Source organism: Nitrosospira multiformis ATCC 25196, from assembly GCF_000196355.1.
Taxonomy (GTDB): domain Bacteria; phylum Pseudomonadota; class Gammaproteobacteria; order Burkholderiales; family Nitrosomonadaceae; genus Nitrosospira; species Nitrosospira multiformis.
The window spans coordinates 1,224,321-1,247,915 of sequence record NC_007614.1 but is presented as its reverse complement, the minus strand read 5'-3'; the positions used below and the strand labels follow the sequence as shown (position 1 = coordinate 1,247,915).

Here is a 23,595-nt window from a genome sequence, read left to right as displayed (position 1 = left end):
CTGCATCACCGCATCCATATTGAATACGGCCTCCCCTGCACATATCCGCTGCGCCCGGAAAGACCCACGTAACGGGGTCAGACCAAAACAGCGCGTAGCCTAACCGGACACACATCCCATGTCAAGAAAATTGAAATCAGACCACGAGCCTGAATATGACAGCGGCAAACCCCCCCAGAAGCAGGATACAAACAGTAAGCAACATTTTCACACGAACTCGAAAAACCTCGATTGCCTCGACCATCAGGGCGTTCTGCTCGGCGAGCGACTTTATCAATTCGGCAGAAGACCTTTGCTCATCGCTCAACTCGATGAGTTTTGCCTCCAAGAAACGAACGCGTTTATCCAGGCTGCCGGAGATATCTCCTGTCTGCCAATCGGCCGAGAAATCGGCTGTTTCCTTCTTTGTGGCAGAAAAAAGGTGTTTGGCCGCCTTTACGATATGCGGTGCGGATTCCACCACATTCCCCCAGGGAATGATTTTTAACGCTGTCATCCAGATTGACATATCAAGCCTCCACGTTCATTTCAAAAAGTGCGGGGCAAAATCTTTTGCGCGCTTACATCTTAGCCAAGACCTTTGCGACTGTCTCCCCTATGGCTGAAGGAGTGGGGGAAATGGTGACCCCAAGTTCTTTCAAGATGGCAACTTTTTCCGCAGCGCTTTCACCCGCCGCGGAGATAATCGCACCCGCATGTCCCATGCGACGCCCTTCCGGTGCGGTCAGTCCGGCAATATACGCCACCAGGGGTTTGCTCATGTAGTCTCTGGAGAAAATGCCTGCCTCGACTTCCTGGGGTCCTCCAATTTCTCCAATCATGACCACTACTTTTGTTTCGGGATCCTCTTCGAATCTCTCCAGAATATCGCGATGGGAACTGCCAATAATCGGGTCTCCGCCAATCCCGACCGATGTCGATATGCCGATGCCCAATGTCCGCATTTGATCTGCGGCTTCATACCCCAAGGTTCCGGAACGGCCAACGACGCCCACATCACCCGCCATGTAGATATGGCCCGGCATGATTCCCAGCATCGCCCTGCCCGGGCTGATCGTACCCGCACAATTCGGCCCGGTAAGTACCATGCGTTCTTCGATAGGAAAGCGGCGTAAAAAGTTCTTGACCGTCATCATATCCTGCGTAGGAATACCGTCAGTAATGGCAACGCAATATTTGATGCCTGCGTCGGCTGCTTCCATGATCGAGTCCGCTGCAAATGCCGGAGGCACAAACACGATGCTTGCATTCGCACCGACTTGCTGAACAGCCTCTTTCACCGTATTGAAAACCGGTCGCCCCAGATGCTGTTGCCCCCCTTTACCGGGGGTTACGCCGCCGACAATGTTGGAACCGTAATTGATCATATCCTGTGCATGAAAGGTACCGATCTTGCCGGTGAAACCCTGAACTATGATCCGTGTGTTCTCATCAATTAAAATCGCCATTTATATCCCTTTGCACTCTTCCGCAACCGCGCCATTGCGCGCCTGGACAACCTTCTCCGCTGCTTCCGCCAGCGTTCCCGCTGTGATGATCGGCAAACCGCTTTCGGCAATGATCCGCTGGCCCTCCTCGACATTTGTACCGGACAAGCGCACGACCAGCGGGATTTTCATATCGATATTTCTTACCGCCTGCACGACGCCTTGCGCAATCCAGTCGCAGCGATTAATACCTGCAAAAATATTGACCAGCATCGCCTTGACTCCTTTATCAGCCAAAACCAGGCGAAACGCCTTTTCCGTACGCTCCGCGGACGCCCCTCCTCCCACATCAAGGAAATTTGCCGGCTCGCCGCCCGCGAGCTTGATCATATCCATCGTTGCCATGGCAAGCCCGGCGCCGTTTATCATGCATCCGATGTCACCGTTCAATCCGATGTAGCTCAAGCCATGATCGGAGGCTGCCACCTCCCGAGGATCGGCTTGTGTTTTATCACGCAATTCGGCAACCTCGTGCCGGCGAAACAAGGCGTTTTCGTCGAAGCTCATTTTTGCGTCAAGAGCAAGAAGTTCGCCGCTCCCAGTGATCACGAGGGGGTTGATTTCCACCATGTTCGCATCCAGATCACGCAAGGCGCGGTAACACCCCCGAATGGTTTTAACGGCATGAGGCAGTTGTGCCGCTTCCACCCCTAGTGCAAAAGCCATCTCTCTCGCTTGAAAATCCTGCAACCCAACTGCGGGTTCGATAAAAATCTTCTTGATGGCCTGAGGATTTGTGTGAGCCAGTTCCTCGATTTCCATTCCACCCTGCCCCGAGCCTATCATGACGATGCGCTCCGAACTCCTGTCTATCAGAAAGCAGAGATACATCTCCCTGGCAATGTGCGTGCCCGCTTCCACATATACCCGTGTACACACCTTCCCCACGGCTCCGGTCTGACGGGTCACCAGAATCTTTCCCAGCAACTCCTCAGAGGCTGCCCGGACTTCGTCATGAGTCCTGCATACCTTGATGCCGCCCGCCTTGCCCCGCCCCCCCGAATGGATCTGCGCCTTCACCACCCATACATTGCCGTCGATTTCCCTGGCACGCTGCACACTTTCTTCTATCGTATATGCCAACCCCCCTTCCGCTATCTTGACCCCATACCTCATTAAAATTTCTTTTGCCTGATACTCATGTATATCCAATGCGTCACCTTATTTATCAACAATGATTTTCACTATTCCCCGGGGTCATGACTCTCGCAATTCAGGAGGCTTCATGGATTCCTTGAATTGCTCAAGCACAAAGCGAACCTGCCTGATGGAAACGGCTTCACACTTCACAGTAATGTACCGGCCAACCTGAGTGTCTCCACCGGCAGGATCAGGAGAAAAAGAAAGACCGCTCGATGCGGTCGGAAGGCTATGTCGCGGTTGCGCCTATCGCCTCTGCCATTTTTACCACGTTATTGGCCATTCTTGCGGATGCGGCATCGATCAGGCGCCCGTCCAGCGCAGCTGCCCCTTTCCCTTGAGCTGCCGCTTCCTGCAATGCCGCAAGGATACGTTGTGCTTTTTCAACTTCGGATGGAGGTGGCGTGAAAACCTCGTTGGCAAGATCGATTTGCGACGGATGGATAGCCCATTTACCTTCACAGCCCAAAGCGGCAGCTCGTCGGGCCGCCGCTTTATAGCCTTCCGGATCCTGGATATCGCCAAAAGGACCATCTATCGGCCTTAAACCATAGGCACGGCAGGCGACAGTCATCCGGCTGATGGCGGCATGCCACTGGTCCCCAGGATAGTCCGGATTGAGGCCGCCGATATTTGTCGTTCTGGCGCGATTGCTGGCCGCGTAATCCGCCACCCCGAAGTGGAGCGCCTCCAGCCGTCCGCGCACACCATGGCGCGCGATGTCTTCCACATTCGCCATACCCAGGGCCGTTTCAATCAATGCTTCAATGCCTATCCGGTTTTTCAATCCCTGCTGCATCTCCAGCTGGTTGAGCATGGCTTCAACCATATAGACATCAGAATATACTCCCACCTTCGGGATCAGTATGGTATCCAGTTTATGGCCTGCTTTTTCGACCACATCCACCACATCACGAACCATGAACTGGGTATCCAGACCGTTTATCCGTACTGAAACAGTCACCCCGTGACCTCTCCAATCCAGGTCGTTGAGCGCCTCGATAACGTTTTTTCGCGCAGTCAGCTTGTCATCCGGGGCAACGGCGTCTTCGAGATCGAGAAAAACGAAATCTACCCCGCTTTTCAGGGCTTTCTCGAACATGCCAGGATTTGAACCGGGAACAGCCAGTTCGCATCGTTGCACACGAATGACAGAGGCTTCATATAGTGTATGACTCATTTGCTCCTTCCTGATTGAGTTATTTAATTTTGGAGACTGATGGGGAGGGGAACTGGCGCGGCCCGGATGGCTGAAGACATCCGGCTCAGCTCTGCTTATCGTTGTGATAAATAACGCACTATTTTACTTTTGAAGAAGGTAATATTCAATTTAACTTTTGCGAAAGGGGTTGAAATCAGGATTAAATAAGGGAAAAAGTGCTACCTTTCACGAGTGCGGGTACACATATGTCATGGGAGCGGATGCTACCGTTTCTGATATTTGGAAACGGCCCGGTTATGGTCAGACAGATTGCTGGAAAAATGCGACTCTCCGTTCCCTTTCGCAACAAAATACAGCGCGTCAGTCGTTGCGGGGTTGAGCACGGCGCGGATTGAAGCCAAACCAGGCAAGGCAATGGGAGTTGGTGGCAAGCCAGGACGTATGTAAGTGTTATATTCCTGGTCGCTCAAGAGATCTTTTTTACGCAGATTGCCATCGAATTTATCGCCCAGACCATAAATAACTGTCGGATCCGTCTGTAGCAACATGCGTGACCGCAAGCGGTTGATAAACACGGCTGCAACCATTCCGCGATCATCCTCCCGGCCTGTTTCCTTTTCAACGATCGATGCCAGGATCAGTGCCTCGTACGGATCTTTCAGAGGAAGGTTTGCTGCCCGCTGTGCCCAGGCGCTATCCATGTGGTTGCGCATCGCGCGATAGGCGCGTTTCAATACTGCCACATCGCTGCTCCCGCGGGCAAAGAAATAGGTGTCCGGAAAAAACAGCCCCTCTGCCGCAGTCTCGGTTGCTCCGATCAGCCGCAGAATCTCCGCATTGCTCAGGTGAGTGGTCTGGTGACGGAGAGCCGGGTGCTCATCCAATATTCGCCTGAGTTGGGAAAACGTCCAACCCTCAATGAATCTGATTTCACTCTGGCTGCTATCACCCCTGGTTATCCGCTGTAGCAATTGAAATGGCGAAATGCTCGCAGTGAGCTCATAGTCCCCCGCCTTGAGCGATGTAGCGACACCCATCAAGCGCGACAACAGGACAAAAGACCAAGCGTCAGGCAAAACACCGGCATACGCCAGTTGACTGGCTATGGTTTTTACACTGCTGCCTTGCTCGATCGAAAATTCATAAGGAACGATGGGAAGCTCAACAGGTTTGCTGACTCTATACCCCACCCATGCGGAAAAGAACGCCATTCCCAGAAAAATGACGCGGATGAAGCGCTTCAGTAGTTTCGCCACAAAGCAAAAATCAGGCTCTTCGGAAAATCAAGGTGCCATTCGTGCCGCCAAAACCAAATGAGTTCGACATTGCCACATCGATCTTCATTTCTCGCGCATGGTTGGGAACATAATCCAGATCGCACTCCGGGTCCTGATCGAAAATATTGATCGTGGGAGGTGAAACCTGGTGGTGTACGGCCAGTGCACTGAATATTGCTTCTACCCCGCCTGCCGCACCGAGCAGATGACCCGTCATGGATTTTGTAGAATTCATCACGAGCTGTTTTGCATGCTCTCCAAAGCATCGCTTTACTGCAACGGTTTCTGCAACATCCCCCAATGGCGTCGATGTACCATGGGCATTGATATAGTCGACCTCATCTGCGTTCAGCCCGGCATTCCGGAGCGCATTCGTCATGCAACGCGCAGCGCCCTCCCCGTCTTCAGAGGGTGCAGTCATGTGGTACGCATCGGCACTCATGCCAAAACCGGCAAGCTCAGCATAAATCCTGGCTCCGCGACGTCGGGCATGCTCCATCTCTTCCAGCACCAGAACACCGGCTCCCTCGCCCAGGACAAAACCATCGCGCCCCTTATCCCATGGCCGACTGGCAGTGGCAGGGTCATCATTACGGGTGGAAAGCGCCCGTGCTGCCGCAAATCCCCCTATCGCCAGGGGCGTTACACAGGATTCGGCTCCACCCGCGATCATCACATCCACATCGCCATATTCTATCAACCGGGCTGAATCCCCCACACAGTGGGTAGCGGTGGTGCAAGCGGTGACAATGGCCAGATTCGGTCCTTGAAAACCATACATGATGGACAGGTTACCTGCGATCATGTTGATGATGGTGCTGGGAATGAAAAATGGGGAAATCTTGCGCACGCCACCAGCGTGATAGGCGTCATACGTTCCCTCGATCATGGACAGTCCCCCGATACCGGAGCCAATATTGACGCCGATTCGTTCAGGATCGAGCTTACTGGCGGCTATGTCTCCAATACCCGCATCCTTTACCGCCTGAATCCCTGCAGCCATGCCGTAATGAATGAACACATCCATTCGACGTGCGTCCTTGGCGGTAAGATAATTCGTGATATCAAAACCTTTGACTTCTCCGGCTATCTGAGAAGCGAAGGGGGAAGAGTCGAAACGGCTGATTCGAGTAACCCCGGATTTTCCGGCAAGAATATTGGCCCAGGCATCTGAAACCGAATTACCGACCGGCGAGATTATGCCTAGTCCGGTGATCACTACCCTACGTTTCGACAAAATGACTCCGATATGGATTTACTGGAAACAAAATCAGTTGCTGTGAGAATTGATATAGTCGATTGCCTGTTGAACAGTATTTATTTTCTCAGCCTGTTCGTCAGGAATTTCGCACTCGAATTCCTCTTCCAGCGCCATCACAAGCTCCACTGTATCGAGCGAATCGGCCCCCAGATCATCCACAAAGGAGGATTCGCTTTTGACATCAGCCTCGTTGACGCCCAATTGCTCCGCTACGATTTTTTTTATACGTTGTTCCACGTTTTCCATCTAGATAACCTCTCTCCGTAAGAAAAAACGCCGCCATTCTAGCAAGTTTTCCATATTAGTAAAATCGACGCATTCCAGACTGAAGACCCCGGACATCAAAACTCACCCTGAAAGCTTCATAGCCCCATATTGCGGCTGGATGAGATGGAATCCATTTATGGCGCGCCGTTCCCGTTGCTAATCCATATACATTCCACCGTTCACGTGAAGGGTGACGCCCGTTATGTATGCAGCGGCGGGTGAGGCAATAAAAGCCACTGCTGCCGCCACATCTTCGGGGCATCCAAGTCTTCCAAGCGGAATCTGCTGAAATAATGCCTGCTGTTGTTTTTCTGTAAGGGATTGAGTCATGTCTGTTGCAATGAACCCGGGCGCAATACAGTTGACCGTGATATTGCGACCAGCTACCTCCCGAGCCAGGGACTTGCTGAAACCGAATATTCCGGCCTTTGCAGCGGCATAATTAGCTTGGCCGATATTTCCGGTCGCGCCGACTATCGAGGAAATATTGATGATGCGCCCGTACCGAACTCTCACCATTGATCTCAGCACGGCGCGGCTCAAGCGAAACACGGATTTGAGATCCGTTTCCATGATCTCATCCCATTCCTCGTCCTTCATGCGGAGAAGCAGGTTGTCGCGGGTGATGCCGGCATTGTTCACCAGAATTGTGATCCCGCCAAACTCCTCTTGTACTGCCTTGACAACACTTTCCACCTGGGAAGGATTATTCACGTTCAATGCCATCCCCCTGCCTTTGCAGCCAGCCTCTTTCAGGAAGTGATCGACATTTCGGGCGCCCTCCTCTGTTGTGGCTGTACCGATGACGGTAATCCCCTGTCTGCCGAGTTCAAGGGCAATGGCTTGTCCGATTCCCCGACTGGCGCCGGTTACAAGTGCTATCTGATTTTGCAGCATGATCTTCCAGTACGTCGTTCAATGATGAGCAATGCGGCCCTGCTGGATATGCCCGCCTGACCTTTATCCTGCCAAAGCCGCTGCATGACCCAGCGCCGCCTCGTCAGTCAATGCCAGGCTCTGCAAATTCGCATCTATACGTTTGTTGAGTCCTGACAGGACTTTGCCGGGGCCGCATTCCACCACATGATGGATTCCGGCTCCGGAAATAAAACGAATGATTTCCGTCCAGCGGACAGGATTAAACAACTGCCGGACCAGAATTTCCTTGATGCTCTCAATATCCTCGTGCTGTTCCACATCCGCATTGTGCAATAGCGGGATTTTGGGTGAACGAAGTGTTACTTGTGCCAGTTGTTGGCGCATTTTTTCCGCTGCGGGTTTCATCAGGGAGCAGTGCGAAGGAATGCTCATGGGCAATATGACGGTCCGCTTTGCGCCTTTAGACCTTGCCGCTTCCATGCCGCGAACCACCGCGTTTTTGTGCCCCGCAACCACGACTTGGCCGGGTGAGTTGAAGTTTGCAGGTTCCAGCGACTCCCCATTCGATGCTTCTGTAACCTCCTGACAGATCGACCGTACAACGTCATCATCGAGTCCGAGAATCGCCGCCATCGCACCCACTCCTTCAGGTACAGCCTGCTGCATTATCTCCGCACGAAAGCGTACCAATGGCAAGGCATCAGCAAAAGACAATGCCTCAGAAGCTACCAGCGCCGTATATTCCCCGAGACTATGGCCGGCCACGAAAGAGGGCCTCACTCCACCCAAGGTCTGCCACGCCCGGTAAATCGCTACTCCGGCAGTCAGCATCAGCGGCTGAGTATTAACGGTCAGGTTGAGGGTTTCGGCCGGACCGTCACACACCATCCCCCACAAATCCAGCTTCAGCACATCGGATGCTTCAGCAAAAGTCTGCCGTACCACCGGAAAGCTATCATATCCGGCCATCATCCCTATGGACTGAGACCCCTGTCCCGGGAAAACACATGCAAATTTAACCTGTGCGCTCATCAGTATCAGTACCAATCCTTCGACAGTTCCATCTGCGGCAGGTAGCGAAAAACCTTCGAGCCGAAGAAAAAAAGTTGTTAAAATCCGGCTGAAAAGGGAACTGAAACAAGAATAATTAAAATGTAGGAGGCAAGCAGCAGGAACTGGCTTACCAGCGGATCAATGCCGCTCCCCAGGTAAAACCTCCCCCCACGCCTTCCAGAAGCACATGCTGGCCGGATTTGATGCGTCCGTCGCGGGCAGCGATGTCGAGGGCAAGCGGAATCGAGGCGGCGGAAGTGTTGCCGTGCTTATCCACGGTGGCAACGACCTTATCCATGGGAATGCCGAGTTTTTTTGCGGTCGAAGCAATAATACGGATATTGGCCTGGTGCGGGATCAGCCAATCGATATCCGACGACTCCAGATTGTTTTCAGTCAAAGCCTCGTGTACGACTTCTTCAAGAACCTTTACTGCAAACTTGAAAACCGTATTACCCTCCATCACGACAAAGGGTTTGCCTTGTACTTTGCCGCCACAGATGTTAGCCGGCGCGGAAAGAATCTTGCTCTGGCTCCCGTCCGCATGCAAATGCGTTGAAAGGACTCCGGGCCGTTCATCGCCCGTCAGCAGCACAGCGCCGGCGCCGTCACCGAACAATACGCAAGTGCTGCGGTCGCTCCAGTCCAATATACGTGAATAGACTTCTGCCCCAACAACCAGCGCCGTCTGGCATTTCCCGGCTCGAATGAACATATCTGCAGTGGCAAGCGCGTAGATAAAACCGCTGCATACCGCCTGTACATCAAATGCGGCGCAATCCCCGATACCGAGCTTGTCCTGCAGGATGCACGCCGTGCTGGGAAATATCATGTCGGGCGTAGTGGTGGCGACAATTACCAGCTCGATCTCCCGCGCGTCGATCCCACCTGCCTTTATTGCTTCACGGCTCGCGTTCAAGGCGAGATCGCTCGCCATTTCCGAGTCGGCGGCGATGTGCCGTTGTGCAATGCCGGTACGGGTCCGGATCCACTCGTCGCTCGTGTCGACCATGCGCTCCAGATCATGATTGGTGAGAATTTTCTCGGGCAAATAACTGCCTGTTCCAATGACTCTGGCGTACTTCATACCGGGCTCTCTTCCGGGAGCGACCGGCGGTATGAGGAGGATTGCATGGATTGATGCGATAATTGCGCCACCCGCTCGCTTATATGGCGCAACATGCCGCCCCGTACTTCATCCACGGCGCGCGCAATTGCAAAGCCGAAGGCGCGCCTGTCAGCCGAACCATGGCTCTTGATGACGATGCCCCGGAGTCCCAGCAAACTGGCCCCGTTATAGCGCCGATGATCGACACGGCGCTTGAAGGCACTGATCACAGGCAAGGCGATAAGTCCCGCAAGTTTGGTGAGAAGGTTTCGCCTGAATTCTTCGCGCAGGTAATGGGAAAGCATTTGAGCCACGCCCTCCGAGGTTTTCAGCGCAACATTGCCGACGAAGCCGTCGCACACAACCACATCGGTCGTTCCTTTATAGATATCGTTTCCCTCGATATTTCCGTAGAAATTAAGCCCACTGTCACGTAGCAGCTCAGCCGCGCGCTTCACCACATCATTTCCTTTGATCTCTTCCTCGCCGATATTCAACAAACCGATACTCGGTTTTTCCTTGTTCTCGATGCTCGATACCAAGGTGGCGCCCATCACACCGAATTGAAGCAGGTGCTCCGCAGTGCAATCCACGTTTGCACCGAGATCAAGCACATAGGTATGCCCTCTCATGGTAGGCAATACTACAGCAAGCGCTGGCCGGTCGATGCCAGGAAGCGTCTTCAGCACAAATCGGGAAGTCGCTAACAACGCTCCGGTGTTACCGGCGCTGACGCAGGCCTGGGCTTCGCCGCTCTTGACCAGGTTGAGCGCAACGCGCATCGAAGAATTTTTTTTACCCCGTAATGCCGTGGCCGGAGACTCGTCCATGCCGACAACCTCGCTTGCAGCATGAATCCTGAGCCGAGGGCTCTGCGTATACCCCAAGGCGCGCAATTCGGATTCAATAACATCGGGCAACCCTACCAGAACCACGTCGATTGCGGGGTTACTTTGGAGATAGCTGACGGTTGCAGGAACCGTCACATGAGGGCCGTGATCGCCGCCCATGCAGTCTACAGCTACGGTTATAGTCAATTTCTGCCCTTAAGGCCGGAATAAACTTCGGACCGAAAAATCAACAGGCGAAATTCAATCTTCTTTTGTTTTGATGACCTTTTTGCCGCGATAATAGCCGTTAGGGCTGATGTGATGGCGCAAATGCACCTCACCCGTGCCGGGATCAACCGACAAGGGCGTCGTCCTCAGGAAGTCATGCGATCGGTGCATGCCCCGTTTGGAGGGGGACTTCTTGTTTTGTTGCACTGCCATAAATTCGACTCCTCAATAAATTCAATGTGTTTTTTTCAATGCCGCCAGAGCGGCAAAGGGAGATGCTTCCCTTATTGCTTTCCCATCCTCCCGTCCGCCAGGCATACATCCGTCCTGTTCATGGCGCGGGGATACGGGCAGAGCCAGAATGATTTCATCCTCGATAAGCAATAGAACGTCCATTTCGGGCTGAGCCAGAATACAGTCCACAAATTCGTCCTCATCAAGGCTCTTGAGCTCTTGCTCATTTTGCGCCAGTAGCAACTCTGTATGGATGTCGAGCACATGCTCAAGCTCCTCCAGACAACGCTGGCATCGGAGGCTTACGACGCTTTGAATGTCTACGCGTAAAACCGGTCTTCCGTTTGCATCCACCGCTCCAGTAACTGTGTATCCAAGTTCACCGGAGTCGTTAACCAGATAATCCTGCAGGCGCTGAAATCTGGCAATCGCGATCTTACCACGGCGCACTTCCGCGTTACATGCGAAATCCAGGGAATCTATGACAAGCGGGACAGCCATAAACGTTACGCTCTTGTCTCCTGCCGGCTTCAAAATCTCGCTGCCTTTCTGGAAATACCCGGGATGATAGGGTTGCCTGACATAAGCCATGACTTTATATGCTTTATATCCGCAAGCCCGCCTGGTACTCAATTGATGTCGGCGCGTACTTGGTATTACAATCCCGGTGAATTTGCAGCGTTATACGGCGCGCATGATATATTTTTTGCCCTTGAGTGTCAAAAAAGCTCCCTCCCCTCCAAAATAATAAACATTGAAAACACAGCAGATTGCGCAACAGCTTATATTAGGATCCAGTTCCATTTATCGCCGGGATCTTCTCCAGCGCCTACAGATCCCCTTCGACGTAAGTAATCCGGATATCGATGAAACGCCTTTGCCCGGTGAAACTCCGGACGCTACTGCCGTTCGCCTGGCTGCTGCAAAAACCCGTGCAGTTGCAGCAACTCATCCTGGCGCTTTAATTATTGGTGCCGACCAGGTGGCGGTTTTCGAGGGTATCCAGCTTGGAAAACCCCTGAACCATCTCAACGCCACCCGGCAGTTGCAGCTTATCCGGGGAAAAGAAGTTTCGTTTTATACTGCACTCTGCCTTTTCAATAGTGCTCAAGACACGACGCGGGCACGCCTCGTGCCCTCGCGCGTCAAATTCCGTCTATTAAGCGACCGTCAGATAGAAAATTATCTCGATAAGGAACAACCCTATCATTGTGCGGCCAGTTCGAAGCTCGAGGGGCTCGGGATCGCCCTCATAGAGCATATGGAAGGAGAGGATCCCACCGCATTGATCGGTTTACCGCTGATTGCGCTTGTTGAAATGCTGACGCTTGAAGGTGTCGAGATAGTTTGAGTACAGGAACGCTCTATCTCATCCCTGCCCCACTGGGCAACAGCGATATTGGCTGGACAGTGCCTCCCGCGGTCCGTGAATGTATTGCCCGACTTGATCGTTATATTGTCGAGCATCCAAAAACAGCCAGGCAATTCCTGAAACAGGTGGGCTGTGCTCTCCCCTTGCAGCAGATTACCATGCAGGTGTTGGACGAACACACTCAAGCCAGGGAGTTTGAGAATCTGCTTGCGCCACTGCTCGCGGGAATAGATACAGGATTGTTATCGGAGGCTGGCTGCCCCGCAATAGCCGATCCGGGAACTGGGCTGGTGCGCGTGGCCCACCAGAAGAACATCCGGGTAGTTCCTCTCGTCGGTCCCTCCTCCATTCTTCTCGCGCTGATGTCCTCCGGATTGAATGGTCAGCGCTTTGCGTTTCATGGCTATCTGCCGGTTGAAAATAGCAAGCGTATAAAAAAAATCATTGAACTGGAAAAGAATTCCATTACCGGCGATCAAACCCAGATATTCATCGAAACGCCTTATCGCAATCAAAGGCTGCTGGAGGTGATTAATGCCACCTGCCGCGAAGGAACGGCTCTCTGTATCGCATGCAACCTCACCGTCGCAGACGAATTCATCGCCACCAGGACCATCAAGGAATGGAAGCGCGTTTCGCCCGACATCAGCAACAAACCGGCTGTCTTTTTGTTGCATGGAGGCGCCCCGAGAGCATAGGCCCAGGCCCGCAAACGGGATTGGGCAGGGCGCCGCGACCACGCCCTATGTCAGCGTGTACGCTTGGGGGAAGCGTATCGTCACAGAGATACTTTTCCCCGCGGGGTCGCCTTGCAGTTTCCCGTTTCGGGATCGAATCTTCCTTCGGAAGCTACTGCTCCACCCGCCACGGTCGCCCCGAGGGTGCTCCGGCGAAATATCCGGGTTAGTGGAGTTCCGCACTCATTCCCAAACCACTCAGCGTTTCCGCCAGGACTCCTCCAAAGCGTTTGGCGAGGCGCTCGGCAACTCCCTCCCGGGTCGTATAGTCGACGATGTGTTCCGCCTTGATAATTTCCCGCGCCACGTATTCCGCGCTGCCCATTCCGTCAGCAAGTCCCAGTTCGACACTTTTTTGACCTGTCCACACCTTGCCGCTGAATATTTCCGGCTTTTCCTTCAGGCGTTCGCCCCGGCCTTGCTGAACTACCTGAATGAATTGCTCATGGATATCACCCAGCATTTTCTTGGCATATTCCTCCTGCTCGCGATTGTTGGGAGAAAATGGATCGAGAAAAGCCTTGTTTTCTCCTGCCGTGATCAAGCGCCTTTCGATGCCAAGTTTTTCCATTGCTTTTGTAAAACCGAACCCGTTTATCAGGACGCCGATGGAACCAATGATACTTGCCTTGTCCACATATATCTTGTCGGCGGCAACCGCTACATAATAGCCGCCCGAAGCGCAGATATCTTCCACGACAGCGTAGAGGGGTATTTCAGGATATTCTGCACGCAGGCGGCGTATCTCATCGTTGATGTATCCTGCCTGAACGGGACTCCCCCCGGGACTGTTGATGCGCAGGATCACCCCCTGCGTTTTTGCGTCCTTGAATGCCTGCTGCAGGCCGGCAGTGATGTTTTCCGCGCTGCTGATGCTATCGGGAGAGATTACACCGCGCAAATCGACGAGAGCGGTATGCTTGCCGGAAATGGACATACTGCTGTCTCCAAACCAGCCAAGACCGAAAAACAGGAGGATAAACAGCCAGATAAAAGTAAGGGACTTGAAAAACACCCCCCACTGCCGCGTGCGGCGCTGTTCCTGCAAGGTGGAGAACACCAGCTTTTCCAGCACCTGCCTGTCCCAACCTTCGTTTCGATTCTGTGAATCAGACATGATTATTTTGATCCTTCAAGTCAAATAAAGCGCCCTGCCGCAGCGACAGGCCAAAATATGAAACTGCCAAAACTGCTCGTTGTTTCCGCCTCCGGCTACATACCCTGTAGCGATCTCTATTGAATAAGATACTTGAACTGCCGTTAGGGAAAGTCAGGAGAATGTCCTTTCCGCCGGAAGCTTCGGTGGTTTATCGGGGTTATTCATCACATCCAGAAATTTTTGCAGATCGTCCGGCAGGGGCGCTTCAAGACGAAGTTTCTCATGCGTGACGGGATGCGTGAATTCGACCGCCCAAGCATGGAGAAACATCCGTCCCAAACCAGGAACACGCCGGGCAATATCCTTATTCAAGACAAAATCGCCATATTTGTCGTCTCCCGCTATAGGGAAACCGAGATAGGCAAGGTGCACACGAATCTGATGCGTACGCCCGGTTTTCAGTTCAGCCTCCAGCAGGCTGAAGCTCTGCCATGATTCCCGCAGGATGAAAACGGTATGAGCGCTCATTCCACCTTTTTTTTCATCTGCATCCTTTTCCACCGCTACCCTCCGTTCGCCGCCGGGTGTCAGATATTTCCTGAGCGACAGCCTGACACTCTGCCGCCCATTACGCCACCTGCCCTTGACCAGGGTCAGGTAGTGTTTTTCCACCTCTCCCATGCGGAGTTGCCGATGCAACTCTACAAGTGCCGCCCGGTTCTTGGCAAGGAGCAGCACGCCAGAAGTTTCCCTGTCCAGGCGATGTGCGAGCTCCAGAAATCTCCAGTCAGGATGTTGAGCGCGCAATTGCTCTATCACGCCGAAACTTATGCCGCTTCCACCATGCACCGCAACTCCCGGAGGCTTGTTGACAGCAATCAGTGCATCATCCTCGAACAAAACCTGGAATGCAATAAAACCCGGTTTGCTCAATTTCTTCGGGGGCAGCGCCGATTTTTCCACCGTTCTCACCGGGGGTATGCGAACAATATCTCCGGATTGGAGATGGTAGTCCGGGGGGGCGCGCTTGCTGTTGATGCGCACCTGCCCGCTGCGCAACAACCGGTAGACGTGACTTTTGGGCACGTTTTTCAAGCGTTTGATTAAAAAATTATCAATACGCTGCCCTTTGCTCTCCTCCCCTATGATTTCCCTCACCGCAGGACTTGGAGGAAATTCTTTGCGTAAATCTTTAACTCTACTTATACTTATCAAGTCAGGGTTCCAGCCTATCCTTTATCCGGTGCACGAAGTGGTACTGTTGATGGGATTTTATCCGAGGGAAAAGAGCTGACCTCAAGATATGGTTAATGTCGCTCACCAATAAAGTAGCGATAGTAATGGATTTACGCGCTCAAAGCACACGTCGATTTCAGTTTTCAGTTTCGAAGCGCCTGGTTACGGGCAGCCCTAGTCGAAGCCTGATTGAAACTAATTTCCTGGTTCTGCTTGCGAAATAAAGCAGGGCCACAGTGACAAGCCAGAGAATAAGCCAGAGAAATGGCCATTTTTAACAAGCAGCCCTGACGCCATGATCAAGTTGTCTGACTAAAAGCTCTCGTATACGCCGCGCAGGACATGTTCTCCTGCGCGCGTAGGCTGTCTGCCGTGACTAGAGCGCGGGAGGCATAAAATGAAACGCATGCTATTTAATGCGACACAGCCGGAGGAATTGCGTGTCGCTATTGTCGATGGTCAAAAGCTCATCGATCTCGACATTGAATCTGCCGGCAAGGAACAACGCAAGAGCAATATCTACAAAGCTGTTATCACCCGTCTTGAACCGAGCCTCGAAGCCGCCTTCGTCGAGTACGGGGGGGAGCGGCATGGTTTTCTGCCGTTCAAGGAGATTTCCCGCTCCTATTTGAAAGAGAGTCCGGACCCTGGGCGGGTCCGAGTCCAGGACGCGCTTCATGAAGGCCAGGAACTCATCGTCCAGGTGGACAAGGACGAACGGGGAACAAAAGGAGCCGCACTTACCACCTATATCTCGCTCGCGGGCCGTTATCTGGTGCTGATGCCCAATAATCCGCGCGGGGGAGGTGTCTCGCGCCGCATAGAAGGCGAAGATCGCGCCGAACTGCGCGATGTCATGTCGCATTTGAACATTCCTCAGGGCATGAGCATCATTGCGCGGACGGCGGGGATAGGACGCACCGAAGAAGAGTTGCAGTGGGACCTCAACTACCTGCTGCAGTTGTGGCGTGCTATTGAAGATGCTTCCAAAGGCCAGAGCGGTGCTTTCCTTATTTACCAGGAAAGCAGTCTCGTCATCAGGGCAATCCGGGATTACTTCAATCAGGAAATCGGTGAAATCCTGATTGATACGGAAAGCATCTATGAGCAGGCATGCCAGTTCATGGGTCATGTCATGCCCGGCAACGTAGCGCGGGTCAAGCTCTATCGGGATGACGTGCCCCTGTTTTCCCGCTTTCAAATCGAGCACCAGATCGAAACCGCATATTCGCGGCAGGTTACCCTCCCCTCGGGCGGCGCGATCGTGATCGACCATACGGAAGCCCTGGTTTCGGTGGACGTAAATTCAGCCCGTGCCACCCGCGGTTCCGACATCGAGCAGACGGCCCTGGCTACCAATCTGGAGGCGGCAGATGAAATTGCGCGGCAACTGCGCCTGCGCGACCTCGGCGGACTTGTGGTCATCGACTTTATCGACATGGAAGTCTCCCGCAACCAGCGGGAGGTGGAAAACCGGTTGCACGACGCGTTGCGCTACGATCGGGCACGGGTGCAAATGGGCAAGATTTCCCGCTTCGGTTTGCTTGAATTATCGCGCCAGCGCCTGCGGCCTTCCCTGGGGGAAAGCAGCTATATTTCCTGTCCGCGCTGCCACGGTACCGGTCACATCCGGGGTACCGATTCCTCGGCGTTGCATATCCTCAGAATCATTCAGGAAGAAGCGATGAAGGAGAATACGGCAGTGCTGCATGCTCAGGTGCCGGTAGATGTAGCGACTTATCTGCTGAACGAAAAACGGGCGGAAATTCATGCAATCGAAGCACGCCTGAAAGTAAGTGTCGTTCTGATCCCCAACATCCATCTCGAAACGCCCAATTACAGCATCACCCGCCTGCGTCATGACGACGTAAAACTTGGTGAAGTTCAGACGAGTTACCAGATGGTGGAAAAACCCGCCCAAGATATCCCTCTGCCTTCCAGCGGACAGGAGCCCAAGCCTATGCGGCAGCAGGCAGCGGTACGAGGCATCACACCGGCACAACCTGCTCCGGTACGCGAGCAAAAACCGCAGCATGAACCGGAACCGCTTTCCCTGCTCGATAAAATATTCGGCTGGTTTAAACAGGGGGGGGTCGGCGAAAAGACCGTTCGGCACGAACCGCCTGTCGCTGCTGCACATCCTGAGGAACGGGGTCAGGGACGTCGTGACCGCCGGGAAGGACGCATTGGCGAAAATGAAAAGGCAGCACGCGCCGTCCAACGTCCACGCGATGCACGCGCGGAGCGAGGGGCCGAAATCAGCCCAAGCGGTGCTCCGGACTTGACGCGCGAAGCTGTGCCGCAGCGCCAGGAACGCAGCGAGGCAAAAACTCAGGGTGAAAGAGCTGCTGCAAAAAAACATCCCCGGTCGCAGCGTGAAGAAAAGCCGCGGACGGAACTCAAACCCTCTTCCGAGCTACCCCCTGCCACGGAAGAAGCCGTACAGCCGAGTGAGGAAGGCAGCCGCCGCAGACGGCGTGGTGGCAGGCAACGCGACCGGAGCGAGCGCCTGGATCGTGCAGCGCGTGAAGCTAGGCAGGCAATTGCAAAGGATTCTCCTCTCCAGCAATCTGCCGAGCAGGTAGCGCACGAGGAAAATCCTGCGGCAGATCTCATTTCGGGAGCCATAAATGGAATACCGCCACTTATCTTGGCTTCTACCCCTCTGGAGCAAAAAGAGGCATCAAAGGAATCCCCTGCAGGAGCAAAGAATAATACCCCTTCCGAACTTTTGCGGACAGATAGAACTTTGCCGGTAATTATGCCCGAAGCTGTATCCGAAGCTTCGCCCGAAGTCGTACCCCAAGTGGCTGCGATGGAATCTACCTCTGCTCCGGCGGTCACGATAGCCGAAAAAGTGGCTCTGGCGAATGAACAGCAGATTACTCCTGAGTCACCTGACAGACTTCCTGAGGATCGGAGAGAGGCAGCGACCGCAGCAGCAGTTACCGTTACCGGTGCGCCGATTTTAATTGCGTCAGAGCCGCTGGTTGAAGTTGAAGCAGCAAGAGTCGTTCCGGAGGACATCCCCTCCCAGATTCCCCTGAGCGCCTTGGAAACGGCTATGCCCCATACAAAAATCGAACAGGAAGAAGTTCCTGCAAAAGAAGGACACCAAGCAGTGCCTCCTCAGCAACCAGGGGCTACGCCATCTCTCGATTTAGGTGCGGCCGGTCTGATCATGATCGAGACCCTTCCCGAAAAAATAAGACCTGCTGAAACCGAAGCAGAAGGAGAAGCAATGAAAGCACAGCCTCGACGTAGAAGAACGCCTCCTCCCCCGGTAATCGAGCAGCAGGAAGCGCTGGTACAGGTGGAGACCCATAAATAAAAGTCTCATAAAAGAAAGAGGCGACAAACGTCGCCTCTTTTAAAGATTCAGGCAAGCCTGCCAAAGGCCAAACCTATACTTTCAGTATAGTATATTACCTCTCCTACCGAATAGGATACGAACGGCATATATTCCATTCCGCCCCCGGCGGATAGAGCAGACTCGTAGTTCCTATTCTGGCTCGCTTTATTTTCCGTTACGAATCCGGTTAAGCAATCCCCGACCGGCATCCTCCACCAGGTTGAGCACATGCTCGAAGCCCTGGCTTCCCCCAAAATAAGGATCCGGCACTTCCTGTACTCCTTCGGAGAACTTCTCACTGTACTGCATCAATAATCCGAGCTTATGACTGTATTCCGCTGGACATTCTCTCTGAAGAACAGCAAGATTCGCCCTGTCCATTGCCAGAATATAGTGAAAAAACTCAAAATCCTTTTCATCTACAATGCGAGCACGCAATGCTTTTGTGTCATAACCCCTTCTTCCCGCTGCTCTTTGCGCCCTTTCATCCGGCGGCTCGCCGATGTGGTAATCATGTGTACCGGCAGAGTCGATGTAAATTTCTTCCTCCACGCCAGCCGCGATGACCTGGTGCCGGAAAACGGCCTCCGCGGTGGGCGAGCGACAGATATTGCCCATGCAAACGAACAAAACGTTGGTCCTGGCGCCCTCTCTCCTGTTCATCATATTCAGTTATATCTCAGCTTGACTTCCCGCTCGGGATTTCCATTCCTGCGACTTGATGGCAACGTCCTTCAGAACATTCAGCAGCTCATCAGCATGTGGAGGAAAGGAGATTTCCCCTCAGCTGATGAGGCAGTTCCGCATCCGGTTTGATTTTCAGGATCGCTGTGCAAAAATCCTTCTGAATACGCTGCAAAGCTGCCTCGCTATCCGCCTCGAAACGCAGCACGATTACCGGCATGGTATTGGATGAACGCGCAAGACCAAAACCGTCTTCATATTCGACTCGCATTCCATCGGTGGTAATGATGCGTTCAGCCCGGGCAAAGTGCGCTGTTTTCTGCAACTGCGCGATAATCGCGTAGTTTTCCCCTTCCTTCAACCCGATCTGCAACTCCGGCGTGCTGACCGCATCCGGAATCGAGTTGAATACCGCGTCGATATCCATCCTGGAACTGAGCAGCTCCAGCAAACGCGCTCCGGCATAGAGTCCGTCGTCGAAGCCATACCAGCGCTCCTTGAAAAAGATATGCCCACTCATCTCTCCCGCCAGCAGCGCCCCGGTTTCCTTCAGTTTCCCCTTGATGAAAGAGTGCCCGGTTTTCCACATGATCGGCTCGCCTCCGTGCTGCATGATCCATGGCGCCAGGTTACGCGTACATTTCACATCGAAAATGACCCGCCCACCCGGATTCCGCGATAATACATCGGCTGCAAACAACATCAGTTGCCGATCCGGATAAATGACCGTTCCATTTTTGGTAACCACACCCACGCGGTCACCATCTCCATCGAACGCCAGCCCTATCTCGGCATCAGTCGTTTCAAGCGCCTGCACCACATCCCGAAGATTCCCGGGTACCGAGGGATCCGGATGATGATTGGGAAAAGTGCCGTCGACCTCGCAAAACAGCTCGGTTACATCGCATCCAAGCCTGCGGTACAGTTCCGGAGCATATAAACCGGGGATCCCATTGCCACAATCAACGATAATCTTCATGGGCCGCGCCAGCTTTATATCCGCTGCTATGCGCTGAAGATATCCTTCCGCAATATCCTGCTTGTGGTAGCTTCCATTGCCGTGAGCAAGGTTTTCATTTTCGATACGCGCACGCAAGGCTTGTATTGATTCCGCAGCAAGTGTTTCTCCCCCCAATACCATTTTAAAACCATTGTATTCCGGCGGGTTATGGCTCCCGGTTACCATCACGCCGGAATAACCGGACAATTCATGCGCCGCGTAGTAGAGCATCGGGGTCGCGACAGCACCGACATCGATTACGTTGATACCACTTCCTTGCAAACCCCTGGCCAGGGCTTGCACCAGCTCGGGGCCCGACAACCTGCCGTCGCGCCCTATGGTGATTGCGGCAAGTCCGCGCGCACGCCCCTCGGAGCCGATGGCATGACCAATCGCTTCGGCACCTTCAACTGTCAGTGTTTTTCCGAAAACACCTCGGATGTCATAGGCTTTGAAGATTTCTGGTGGAAGTTGGCGCATGGATGATGGGCGGATAAGAGATGAACTTCAGCTGTATCAGGGTATCAAAGTTGTTCAGTGGCAGCATTCACATCGTTTACGACCGTGCTGCTCGTATTTGGACTTTAGGGCATGTTCAGGTCAATGGTGGCCTGCAACTGCGCCGCCCTTGAGTACATAATGGGTGCCGCAGTAAGGACACAGCGCTTCCCCCGTATCTTCTATGGGCAGAAAAACACGGGGGTGCGAATTCCATAACAGCATGGAAGGCGTGGGACAATGAAGCGGCAAATCATCGGGTGTCACCTCGATCTCGCGCTGGGTATTGGAGGCAAGCTTCTGCATCAGATTTTCCTGGACGTATCGCTTAAATGTATCGGTGAGGATATAACGTTTTATCAGACATGGGTGAGCCACTCGGCATGTTTGCCGTTGCCTCTGGCACATTCAAAAAAGAGGGCCTGGAGCTTTTCTGTAATAGGACCACGCCTGCCGCTGCCGATCGTGCGGTTATCCAGTTCCCTGATTGGTGTTACCTCGGCTGCGGTGCCGGTGAAAAAGGCTTCATCCGCGCAATAGACTTCATCGCGGGTGATGCGCTTCTCGATAACCGGGATTCCGATTTCTTCCGCAAGCTCTATGAGAGATGCGCGCGTAATGCCTTCCAGACAGGAAGTCAAGTCAGGCGTATACAATTTGCCCTGCTTCACGATGAATATGTTTTCACCAGCCCCTTCAGCAACATAGCCGTCCACATCGAGAAGCAGCGCCTCATCATAGCCATCATGCGCTACCTCCTGATGCGCGAGGATGGAATTTGCATAGGTCGTGACCGACTTGGCACGGCACATATTGATATTCACATGATGCCGCGTAAATGACGAAGTCTTGACACGGATGCCTTTTTCGAGGCCATCAGGACCAAGATACGTGCCCCACGCCCAAGCTGCAATAGCCACGTGCACCGAAAGCGTTTTAGCTGAAATGCCCATGGCTTCGGAACCATAAAACACGATGGGACGGATATAACACGACTTCAGATCGTTCTGCCTTACGACATCGCACTGCGCCTGTATCAGCGTCGCCTTGTCATAGGGCATCTTCATCATGAAGATGTGCGCGGAATTGAACAAACGATCGGTGTGTTCTTTCAGACGGAAAATTGCAGATCCGCGGGGGGTTTCGTAGGCACGCAATCCTTCGAATACCCCCATCCCATAATGCAGGGTGTGGGTGAGTACATGTGTGGTAGCCTCACGCCACGGAATCATCTTTCCATCACTCCAGATCACACCGTCGCGGTCAGCCATTGACATTCACAAACTCCGGAGAGAATTTAAGTTCGTATATTCTAACGCATTTCCTGATCCTCGGGATTCCCTTTCGAGAGAAGGGGTACAGGAAAGCAGACTGTTTGCACGAGACTTGCAACCATTCCACATACCTGCCAGGCTCGTCCGTTAGTGCCTGGATTATTCTGGAATTGCTATCAAAGTGGAATTTATCCTGAATACCAGCGAGGCAGATGCGGTTTCGCGACAGGCGGAAGATTGGAGTTTACTGCCGTCGGTTTTTAGGATTGAGTACAATCGCCGGTGATTGCCGCTGGAGTACCGATAGAGTGTATAAGCCGGTTATAGGCAAATACGATTGCAGAGGGGCTGAGAGCGTTTGGGTGGTTTGCGGGAACAGCTGGTTACTTTGAATCCTTCTCAGCAATACGGCGATAAAAATAATGTCGCTGAAAAACAAACCCCATTCGCTGAGATGGGGTTTGTTTGAAATGATGCTAGAGCTGGTTAAACGCGGATTTTTTGCGATAGGCAATCAAACCAAGCAAGCTAAGGCCCGCCAGCATCAAGGCATAAGATGACGGCTCGGGAATGGCTGCTGCCACGGTCGGTTCCGCGTAGACGAAATCATCGGTGACGGCAAGATCAGTACCGGCAGCAAGATTTTCACCGCCAAAGGACTGAAAATGAGTGCCATCGAAGTTGAACAGGGTGTTTGTCCCCACAGCCAGTTTCACGTCCGTCACCACCGGCTGATCGAACAGCACACCGAGGAACTGCGGTTCGCCGCTGGTACCCGTGGGCACATTAAAGGTGCCGAGGCTGATCTCGTGTCCGCTGCTGTCATGACCGAAGTATTCGATGCTGCTGCTGCCAGCTTTTTCTACATCGACAAAGATGGCACCGAAACCGCGTGTCCCTGCTGCTGTCGCCGTGCCGGGAATGGTGAAGCTTTGGCCGATGAAGCGGTCATCGAACTGGTATGGAGTGTCATCCTGCATGACGAAGGTATTGTTGGGGCTGAAGGCAGGAAACTGCCCCGCTGTGGCGGGGTTAACACTGGCAAAGCCATCTCCGCTTACCGCATAGGGATCCTCGAATAATGCGCCCTGGGCGCGGAAACGATCAACTGGGATGATGACTGTATGACCGCTGTCAACCACTTGAGTGTTCGGATTCACGTCTGTACCGTCAAGCCTGACTCCATCCCAACTGATTTCGCGGCGACCGCTCATTTCGGGCGCGCCGGTATTCTTGGCGCCTCCGATTGCGGCGCGAAAAGCGTCAAGAGCGGTAGTTGCGTTGGCGCCCGATCCGCTGTACACCACGGGGGCGGCGGACCACGCGGAGGGACTGCAAAGAATGGCGGAAGCAAACGCTGCTCCGGCGAGCATTTTGACTGAGTGCATGGTAAACCTCCCTTTTCTCCCCTCTTTCT

The 23,595-nt window shown here is 53.4% G+C and carries 23 protein-coding genes; 3 read left to right on the top strand and 20 right to left on the bottom strand.

Going from position 1 to position 23,595, the window contains the following annotated elements; translation table 11 throughout:
- Positions 1-136: 136 nt before the first annotated feature.
- The 13 genes from NMUL_RS05680 to NMUL_RS05620 all read right to left on the bottom strand — a co-directional run bounded on the left by NMUL_RS05680 (position 137) and on the right by NMUL_RS05620 (position 11,517).
- Positions 137-508, bottom strand: a complete 372-nt coding sequence (locus NMUL_RS05680) for a hypothetical protein (protein ID WP_011380429.1) — start codon at positions 506-508, stop codon at positions 137-139.
- A 52-nt stretch (positions 509-560) separates the two neighbouring features.
- Positions 561-1,448: a succinate--CoA ligase subunit alpha gene (sucD, locus tag NMUL_RS05675; protein WP_011380428.1), complete on the bottom strand. Its 888-nt coding sequence runs from the start codon at positions 1,446-1,448 to the stop codon at positions 561-563.
- Positions 1,449-2,639 carry a malate--CoA ligase subunit beta gene (locus NMUL_RS05670; protein ID WP_011380427.1) on the bottom strand — a complete coding sequence of 397 codons (1,191 nt, stop codon included), beginning with the start codon at positions 2,637-2,639 and terminating at the stop codon, positions 1,449-1,451.
- Positions 2,640-2,856: 217 nt separating this feature from the next.
- Positions 2,857-3,807, bottom strand: coding sequence for an HpcH/HpaI aldolase/citrate lyase family protein (locus tag NMUL_RS05665; RefSeq protein ID WP_011380426.1), 951 nt, complete (start codon positions 3,805-3,807; stop codon positions 2,857-2,859).
- A gap of 245 nt (positions 3,808-4,052) precedes the next feature.
- Positions 4,053-5,045: an endolytic transglycosylase MltG gene (gene mltG / locus NMUL_RS05660; RefSeq protein WP_104009601.1), complete on the bottom strand. Its 993-nt coding sequence runs from the start codon at positions 5,043-5,045 to the stop codon at positions 4,053-4,055.
- A gap of 10 nt (positions 5,046-5,055) precedes the next feature.
- On the bottom strand, positions 5,056-6,303 hold the full coding sequence (gene fabF / locus NMUL_RS05655) for a beta-ketoacyl-ACP synthase II (RefSeq protein WP_011380424.1): 1,248 nt from the start codon (positions 6,301-6,303) through the stop codon (positions 5,056-5,058).
- Between the two features lie 33 nt (positions 6,304-6,336).
- Positions 6,337-6,573: an acyl carrier protein gene (gene acpP / locus NMUL_RS05650; RefSeq protein ID WP_011380423.1), complete on the bottom strand. Its 237-nt coding sequence runs from the start codon at positions 6,571-6,573 to the stop codon at positions 6,337-6,339.
- A 177-nt stretch (positions 6,574-6,750) separates the two neighbouring features.
- Positions 6,751-7,491 carry a 3-oxoacyl-ACP reductase FabG gene (gene fabG, locus NMUL_RS05645; protein WP_011380422.1) on the bottom strand — a complete coding sequence of 247 codons (741 nt, stop codon included), beginning with the start codon at positions 7,489-7,491 and terminating at the stop codon, positions 6,751-6,753.
- 63 nt (positions 7,492-7,554) lie between these two features.
- Positions 7,555-8,505, bottom strand: coding sequence for an ACP S-malonyltransferase (fabD, locus tag NMUL_RS05640; protein ID WP_011380421.1), 951 nt, complete (start codon positions 8,503-8,505; stop codon positions 7,555-7,557).
- A 148-nt stretch (positions 8,506-8,653) separates the two neighbouring features.
- Positions 8,654-9,613, bottom strand: coding sequence for a beta-ketoacyl-ACP synthase III (locus tag NMUL_RS05635; protein WP_011380420.1), 960 nt, complete (start codon positions 9,611-9,613; stop codon positions 8,654-8,656).
- Complete coding sequence (gene plsX, locus NMUL_RS05630; protein ID WP_011380419.1) at positions 9,610-10,671, bottom strand: phosphate acyltransferase PlsX; 1,062 nt, start codon at positions 10,669-10,671, stop codon at positions 9,610-9,612. Before plsX ends, NMUL_RS05635 begins: the two co-directional genes overlap by 4 nt.
- 54 nt (positions 10,672-10,725) lie before the next feature.
- Positions 10,726-10,905, bottom strand: coding sequence for a 50S ribosomal protein L32 (gene rpmF, locus NMUL_RS05625; RefSeq protein WP_011380418.1), 180 nt, complete (start codon positions 10,903-10,905; stop codon positions 10,726-10,728).
- A gap of 21 nt (positions 10,906-10,926) precedes the next feature.
- Positions 10,927-11,517: a YceD family protein gene (locus NMUL_RS05620; protein ID WP_238529875.1), complete on the bottom strand. Its 591-nt coding sequence runs from the start codon at positions 11,515-11,517 to the stop codon at positions 10,927-10,929.
- Positions 11,518-11,680: 163 nt separating this feature from the next.
- Between NMUL_RS05620 and NMUL_RS05615 the strand changes: the two genes are divergently transcribed.
- Together NMUL_RS05615 and NMUL_RS05610 are read left to right on the top strand one after the other, a co-directional pair.
- On the top strand, positions 11,681-12,277 hold the full coding sequence (locus NMUL_RS05615) for a Maf family nucleotide pyrophosphatase (RefSeq protein ID WP_011380416.1): 597 nt from the start codon (positions 11,681-11,683) through the stop codon (positions 12,275-12,277).
- Positions 12,274-12,996 carry an SAM-dependent methyltransferase gene (locus NMUL_RS05610; protein WP_011380415.1) on the top strand — a complete coding sequence of 241 codons (723 nt, stop codon included), beginning with the start codon at positions 12,274-12,276 and terminating at the stop codon, positions 12,994-12,996. The genes NMUL_RS05615 and NMUL_RS05610 overlap by 4 nt, the downstream gene beginning before the upstream one ends.
- A gap of 205 nt (positions 12,997-13,201) precedes the next feature.
- Here the strand turns inward: NMUL_RS05610 and NMUL_RS05605 are convergent, their stop codons facing one another.
- Together NMUL_RS05605 and NMUL_RS05600 are read right to left on the bottom strand one after the other, a co-directional pair.
- Complete coding sequence (locus tag NMUL_RS05605) at positions 13,202-14,152, bottom strand: S49 family peptidase (RefSeq protein ID WP_011380414.1); 951 nt, start codon at positions 14,150-14,152, stop codon at positions 13,202-13,204.
- A 153-nt stretch (positions 14,153-14,305) separates the two neighbouring features.
- Positions 14,306-15,292, bottom strand: coding sequence for an RluA family pseudouridine synthase (locus NMUL_RS05600; RefSeq protein ID WP_011380413.1), 987 nt, complete (start codon positions 15,290-15,292; stop codon positions 14,306-14,308).
- 475 nt (positions 15,293-15,767) lie between these two features.
- On the opposite strand from NMUL_RS05600, the gene NMUL_RS05595 reads away from it, so the two are divergent.
- Entirely contained in the window at positions 15,768-18,701 is a 2,934-nt protein-coding gene (locus NMUL_RS05595; protein WP_011380412.1) for an Rne/Rng family ribonuclease, read from the top strand.
- Positions 18,702-18,887: 186 nt separating this feature from the next.
- On the opposite strand, the gene NMUL_RS05590 is transcribed toward NMUL_RS05595, so the two are convergent.
- From NMUL_RS05590 to NMUL_RS16120, 5 genes are all read right to left on the bottom strand, one after another.
- Positions 18,888-19,388, bottom strand: a complete 501-nt coding sequence (locus tag NMUL_RS05590) for a low molecular weight protein-tyrosine-phosphatase (protein ID WP_011380411.1) — start codon at positions 19,386-19,388, stop codon at positions 18,888-18,890.
- Between the two features lie 88 nt (positions 19,389-19,476).
- Positions 19,477-20,886, bottom strand: coding sequence for a phosphomannomutase/phosphoglucomutase (locus tag NMUL_RS05585; protein ID WP_011380410.1), 1,410 nt, complete (start codon positions 20,884-20,886; stop codon positions 19,477-19,479).
- 120 nt (positions 20,887-21,006) lie between these two features.
- Entirely contained in the window at positions 21,007-21,210 is a 204-nt protein-coding gene (locus tag NMUL_RS05580; RefSeq protein ID WP_011380409.1) for a zinc-finger domain-containing protein, read from the bottom strand.
- Positions 21,211-21,263: 53 nt separating this feature from the next.
- Entirely contained in the window at positions 21,264-22,181 is a 918-nt protein-coding gene (locus tag NMUL_RS05575) for a branched-chain amino acid transaminase (protein ID WP_011380408.1), read from the bottom strand.
- A 473-nt stretch (positions 22,182-22,654) separates the two neighbouring features.
- Complete coding sequence (locus tag NMUL_RS16120) at positions 22,655-23,566, bottom strand: PEP-CTERM sorting domain-containing protein (RefSeq protein WP_011380407.1); 912 nt, start codon at positions 23,564-23,566, stop codon at positions 22,655-22,657.
- Positions 23,567-23,595 lie beyond the last annotated feature (29 nt).

Bases quoted from the DNA above. Each gene is read 5' to 3' on its own strand.
- NMUL_RS05680 (WP_011380429.1), bottom strand. From the start codon at position 508: ATGTCAATCTGGATGACAGCGTTAAAAATCATTCCCTGGGGGAATGTG.
- sucD (WP_011380428.1), bottom strand. From the start codon at position 1,448: ATGGCGATTTTAATTGATGAGAACACACGGATCATAGTTCAGGGTTTC.
- NMUL_RS05665 (WP_011380426.1), bottom strand. From the start codon at position 3,807: ATGAGTCATACACTATATGAAGCCTCTGTCATTCGTGTGCAACGATGC.
- acpP (WP_011380423.1), bottom strand. From the start codon at position 6,573: ATGGAAAACGTGGAACAACGTATAAAAAAAATCGTAGCGGAGCAATTG.
- fabG (WP_011380422.1), bottom strand. From the start codon at position 7,491: ATGCTGCAAAATCAGATAGCACTTGTAACCGGCGCCAGTCGGGGAATC.
- fabD (WP_011380421.1), bottom strand. From the start codon at position 8,505: ATGAGCGCACAGGTTAAATTTGCATGTGTTTTCCCGGGACAGGGGTCT.
- NMUL_RS05635 (WP_011380420.1), bottom strand. From the start codon at position 9,613: ATGAAGTACGCCAGAGTCATTGGAACAGGCAGTTATTTGCCCGAGAAA.
- rpmF (WP_011380418.1), bottom strand. From the start codon at position 10,905: ATGGCAGTGCAACAAAACAAGAAGTCCCCCTCCAAACGGGGCATGCAC.
- NMUL_RS05620 (WP_238529875.1), bottom strand. From the start codon at position 11,517: ATGGCTTATGTCAGGCAACCCTATCATCCCGGGTATTTCCAGAAAGGC.
- NMUL_RS05605 (WP_011380414.1), bottom strand. From the start codon at position 14,152: ATGTCTGATTCACAGAATCGAAACGAAGGTTGGGACAGGCAGGTGCTG.
- NMUL_RS05595 (WP_011380412.1), top strand. From the start codon at position 15,768: ATGAAACGCATGCTATTTAATGCGACACAGCCGGAGGAATTGCGTGTC.
- NMUL_RS05590 (WP_011380411.1), bottom strand. From the start codon at position 19,388: ATGATGAACAGGAGAGAGGGCGCCAGGACCAACGTTTTGTTCGTTTGC.
- NMUL_RS05585 (WP_011380410.1), bottom strand. From the start codon at position 20,886: ATGCGCCAACTTCCACCAGAAATCTTCAAAGCCTATGACATCCGAGGT.
- NMUL_RS05580 (WP_011380409.1), bottom strand. From the start codon at position 21,210: ATGCAGAAGCTTGCCTCCAATACCCAGCGCGAGATCGAGGTGACACCC.
- NMUL_RS05575 (WP_011380408.1), bottom strand. From the start codon at position 22,181: ATGTCAATGGCTGACCGCGACGGTGTGATCTGGAGTGATGGAAAGATG.
- NMUL_RS16120 (WP_011380407.1), bottom strand. From the start codon at position 23,566: ATGCACTCAGTCAAAATGCTCGCCGGAGCAGCGTTTGCTTCCGCCATT.